The following is a 4,897-nucleotide window of genomic DNA, read 5'->3' as shown; positions in this document are numbered from 1 at the left end:
GTAGTGATCGCCACCATACTGTTCAGTATTCCGGATTTTCTCTCGAGCATTGGGTTTTCTGAAAGCTTACAATTTATCAATCAATACATCCCGCTGAGCTCCAAACAAATGGGTTGGATATTGCCGTCACTACTCACGTTAATCGTAACTAACTTATTCCTTTTTTCCAAAGTAAAAGAATAAGCACCGAATAAGAGTTTAAAGTTAGCGGACCTCCGTCTTAAAAATTTTAAGGAAATCCAATTTTAACTTTCGTAGGATAGGAACTTTTTAACTCCTTGAATATGTCTTCGTTTGATCTGGCATCAGAAGAAAAATAAATGTTTTGTCCAGATTCTTTTTTGATCAGGATAAAGGGTCGATACTTGGTGTTTATTAATAATTTGATCCTTTCCCCATCCTGGTTTTTAAAAATACCTTTTTTTCGGTAACCCATTGAGAATCCATGAATCCGCCTGGACATGACTGGTCTTTGTTCAACAAGTTCAATTGATTCTAAGTCATTTAGAGTAATTGTTTCGCCATATAACCCACTGATCTCAAGATGCGATGAGGATGTTCTGATTTCGTTCCCCGTTAACCCGAGTCCAACAATTCCAATAGAAATAATAATCCATCCAAAAATGGTATAAAGGATTATTTTCTTCTGCTTAGAACTAAGTTTCGCCGTGCCGTACATTACACTTAGGTTATCAGCATATATGGTTGCTTCAAAGCTAAAGTATTAATTATTTTAATCGCTATTCTTAAAGCGTGTTTTGCATTAGGTTTTCAATTTCATCCGCTTCAATGGGAATATTCTTCATTAAATTGAAGGGCTCCCCTTTTTGCTGTATGATCACATCGTCTTCCAGCCGAATGCCAAATTTTTCTGCAGGGATATAGATGCCGGGTTCTACCGTAAATACCATATTGGCTTTCATAGGAGTTTTCAAGGGGCCATAGTCATGCGTATCCAGCCCAATATGATGGCTGGTTCCGTGCATAAAGTATTTCTTGTAGGCCGGCCAATCCTTGTTTTCATTCGCAACGTCTGCCTTGTCTAGCAACCCTAATCCCAATAATTCTGAGGTCATGATCTTTCCTACCTCCTTGTGGTATTCTGCCCATAGGGTGCCGGGAACTAACATCCTGGTGGCCTCATTTTTTACCCGGAGTACGGCCTCATACACCTCTCGTTGCCGTTTACTGAACTTGCCATTTACAGGAATGGTCCTGGTCATATCACTAGAATAATTGGCATATTCTGCGCCTACGTCCAGAAGGATAAGATCGCCAGACATGCATTGTTGGTTGTTTACCACATAGTGCAGCACATTCGCATTATTCCCGGAAGCTACGATGGGGGTATAGGCAAATCCTTTGGATCGATTACGGATAAATTCGTGCAAGAATTCTGCTTCTATCTCGTATTCCCAAACGCCCGGTTTTGTGAATCCCAATATTCTTCTAAACCCTTTTTCGGTGATATTGCAGGCCTGTTGCATCAGCGCTATTTCCTCAGGTTCTTTTACCGCACGGATTTCCTGTAAAATAGGGTTGCTCTTTGCCCAGCTATGAGCCGGGAACTTTTCTTTGCATTTCAGGATAAACCGGTCTTCCCGGGTCTGGGTTTCTACGGACTGGCGGTAATGCTCATTGGTATTAAAATAAATGGTGTCTGCCTCGGTCATCAGTTCAAAGAAAAGTTTATCGAAATTGCCCAGCCATTGCACATTCTGAATCCCGGATACCCTGGTTCCTTGTTCTTTAGACAGTTTTTCACCTTCCCACACAGCAATATGATCGTTGGTCTCCCTTACAAATAATACTTCGCGTTGTTCTTTATTGATGGCATCCGGAAAAAGCAATAAAATAGACTCCTCCTGGTCTACGCCGCTCAGATAAAAAATATCACGGTGTTGCTGAAAAGGCATGGTGCTGTCTGCACTGATAGGGTAGATGTCATTGGAATTGAAAACAGCAATACTCTTTGGCTTCATCTGGGCCATAAATTTTTTGCGGTTTTTTACAAAAAGTGAGGACTTGATAGGATCGTATTTCATTTGGATCTGGTGTTTCCCCAAAAGTAACTATTTACTCGCATATCTTTTAAAAGGTACTTGCCATAAGTCGGCCAAATTCATACCTTCCAAAAAATTAAATATCTTATCATGCAACTCAAAATATCCCTGTTTTTCTTTCTGAGCGTACTCATTCTCAAAGCACAACCTGCTGCCACCTCATCTGCGAAGTTGATGAACGGGCTTGAGGTAAAGGAGAAGATGAGCAATACCTCCCTGGTAAAGAACATTCCATTTAAAAATATTGGCCCAACCGTAATGAGCGGCCGGGTGGTAGATATAGAAGTTAACCCGGACGACCCCACGGAATTCTATGTGGGATACGCTTCCGGTGGTCTGTGGCACACTGCGAATAATGGCACCTCTTTTACGCCTATTTTAGATGAAACAGCTACTCAGAATGTTGGCGATATAGCCGTTCATTGGAGAAGCGGAACTATTTGGGTGGGTACAGGTGAAAATAATAGTTCGCGTTCTTCCTATGCAGGGATAGGCATGCTAAAGTCGACCGATAAAGGAGCCAGCTGGCAACATCTGGGCCTGGAAGATTCACATCATATTGGCCGGATCGTCCTGAATCCTGCAAATGCAGATGAAGTAGTGGTTGGAGTCACAGGGCATCTCTATTCCTCCAATGCCGAACGAGGGGTTTACAAAACTACTGATGGAGGAAAGACCTGGAAGCAAACCTTATTTGTGAATGAGAAGACCGGCATCATAGACCTTGCTGTTTCCCCTAATGATTTTAACATTCAATATGCAGCTGCCTGGGAGAAGGACAGAAAGGCGTGGAATTTTGAAGGAAATGGTTCCGGATCTGGCATTTACAAAAGTACAGACGCCGGGAATAGCTGGAAACTGATCTCAGGGCCCAACAGTGGTTTTCCTACGGGGGAAGGGGTGGGCCGAATAGGCCTGGCGGTCTATGATAATAATATTGTATATGTAGTACACGATAATCAGTATCGCAGGGTCAAAGCTGATAAGGAAAAAGACGAAAAAGAGGGACTTACCAAAGAAGATTTTAAGTCAATGTCCGTGGAAACCTTCCTGAATCTAAAGGATATACAACTAGATGAATTCTTGAAAGACAATAATTTCCAGGAAAAATACAAGGCTCAGAATATAAAGGAAATGGTGCGTAGCGGGGCAGTTAAACCAAATGATCTGGCAGCCTATCTGGAGGACGCCAATTCTCTTTTATTCGATACCCCTGTGATTGGGGCGGAGGTGTACCGCAGTAATGATGCAGGAAAAACCTGGAAAAAGCAAAATGAAAATTTCATCGATGACCTTTTTTACAGTTATGGATATTACTTCGCACAAATACGGGTAGATCGCAATGATCCCGAGAAGATATATCTGGCCGGTGTGCCATTAATTGCCTCAGATGATGGGGGAAAGACCTTTAAAGCTATTGATGGAGACAATGTACATTCGGATCATCATGCTCTTTGGATAAACCCCGTTAAACCGGGGCATCTTATCAATGGAAATGATGGGGGTGTTAATATCTCCTATGATGACGGCGCTCACTGGATCAAAAATAATTCTCCCGAAGTAGGGCAGTTTTATGCTATCAATGTAGATCATGAAAAACCATATAACGTTTATGGTGGCCTGCAGGATAACGGCGTATGGATGGGGCCTCATAATGCACAGGAGAACAGCAGATGGCACTCCTCCGGGCACTATCCCTGGAAGTCGATCATGGGGGGAGATGGGATGCAGGTACAGGTAGATTCCAGGAATTCCAGTATCGTTTATACCGGTTTCCAATTCGGGAATTACTACAGGATAGACCTCGCCAATGACAAAAGAACTTCCATTCAGCCAAAGCATGAATTGGGGGAAAAACCCTATCGATTTAATTGGCAAACACCCATTTTACTTTCGTCCCATAATCAGGACATTCTGTATTTTGGAGGAAATAAATTACATCGATCCCTGAATCAAGGTGATGATTGGGAAGCTGTTTCGGAAGATCTCACCCAGGGAGGAAAAGAAGGAAATGTGGCATATGGAACCCTAGCCACCATATCTGAATCTCCCTTTAAATTTGGCCTCTTGTATACAGGTAGTGATGACGGGCTTATTCATGTAAGTGATGATGGAGGGGGCAGTTGGAAAAATATATCAGCTTCCTTCCCTCAGGATATGTGGGTGAGCAGAGTGGCAGCTTCCAAACATAAAAAGGAGCGAGTATATGCCAGCTTAAATGGGTATAGATGGGACGATTTTGCCCCTTATGTATACAAAAGTGAGGACATGGGGAAAACCTGGACCAACATTGCAGCCAATCTTCCTGCTTCACCAGTAAATGTTATTTTGGAAGATCCTGCCAATGAGGACCTTTTGTTTGTGGGAACAGATAATGGTCTTTATGTGTCCATGAATCAGGGAGAAAGTTGGGAATTGTTCCAGAATGGCATCCCTAACGTGGCCGTTCACGATCTGGTAATTCAGCCCGAGGCCAAAGATCTTGTTGTTGGAACCCATGGCAGGAGTATCTTTAGAGCAGACATCGCACACCTACAAGAACTGACTCCGGAAAAATTATCTATGGACTTATTGGTTTTCGAAATTCCTCCCCTAAAACATTCGAGTCGATGGGGTAATGCCAGAAGTTCCTGGTCCGAACCCAGTACCCCGGGAATAGACGTTGCATTCTACTCAAAAAATAAAGGAAAATATGAAGCAAAGATTATGACCCTGGACGGCATTGAGGTAAGTGGTTTTGATCTGGAGGCCGATAAGGGATATAATGTTCTTTCCTACGATGTGGCTTTTTCCAAAGCAGGAAAATCGGCTTTTTTAAAGAAGAACAAAATGGC

Annotated in this window: 4 protein-coding genes; 2 read left to right on the top strand and 2 right to left on the bottom strand. The window is 42.6% G+C overall.

The genetic code is table 11. The annotated features are described in order from the left end of the window. A partial coding sequence (locus WBM49_RS02460; protein ID WP_424370480.1) for a branched-chain amino acid transport system II carrier protein occupies positions 1-183 on the top strand: 183 nt, incomplete at its 5' end. Between the two features lie 46 nt (positions 184-229). Here WBM49_RS02460 and WBM49_RS02455 read toward each other — a convergent pair. Continuing rightward, entirely contained in the window at positions 230-679 is a 450-nt protein-coding gene (locus WBM49_RS02455; protein ID WP_424370479.1) for a hypothetical protein, read from the bottom strand. A 67-nt stretch (positions 680-746) separates the two neighbouring features. Beyond that, complete coding sequence (locus WBM49_RS02450; protein WP_424370478.1) at positions 747-2,045, bottom strand: aminopeptidase P family protein; 1,299 nt, start codon at positions 2,043-2,045, stop codon at positions 747-749. Positions 2,046-2,153: 108 nt separating this feature from the next. Between WBM49_RS02450 and WBM49_RS02445 the strand changes: the two genes are divergently transcribed. After that, on the top strand, positions 2,154-4,897 hold a 2,744-nt coding region (locus WBM49_RS02445; protein WP_424370477.1), incomplete at its 3' end, for a glycosyl hydrolase.

It is taken from the genome of Muriicola sp., assembly GCF_049669965.1.
Taxonomy (GTDB): Bacteria; Bacteroidota; Bacteroidia; order Flavobacteriales; family Flavobacteriaceae; genus Muriicola.
This window is presented reverse-complemented; position numbering and strand designations above follow the sequence as displayed.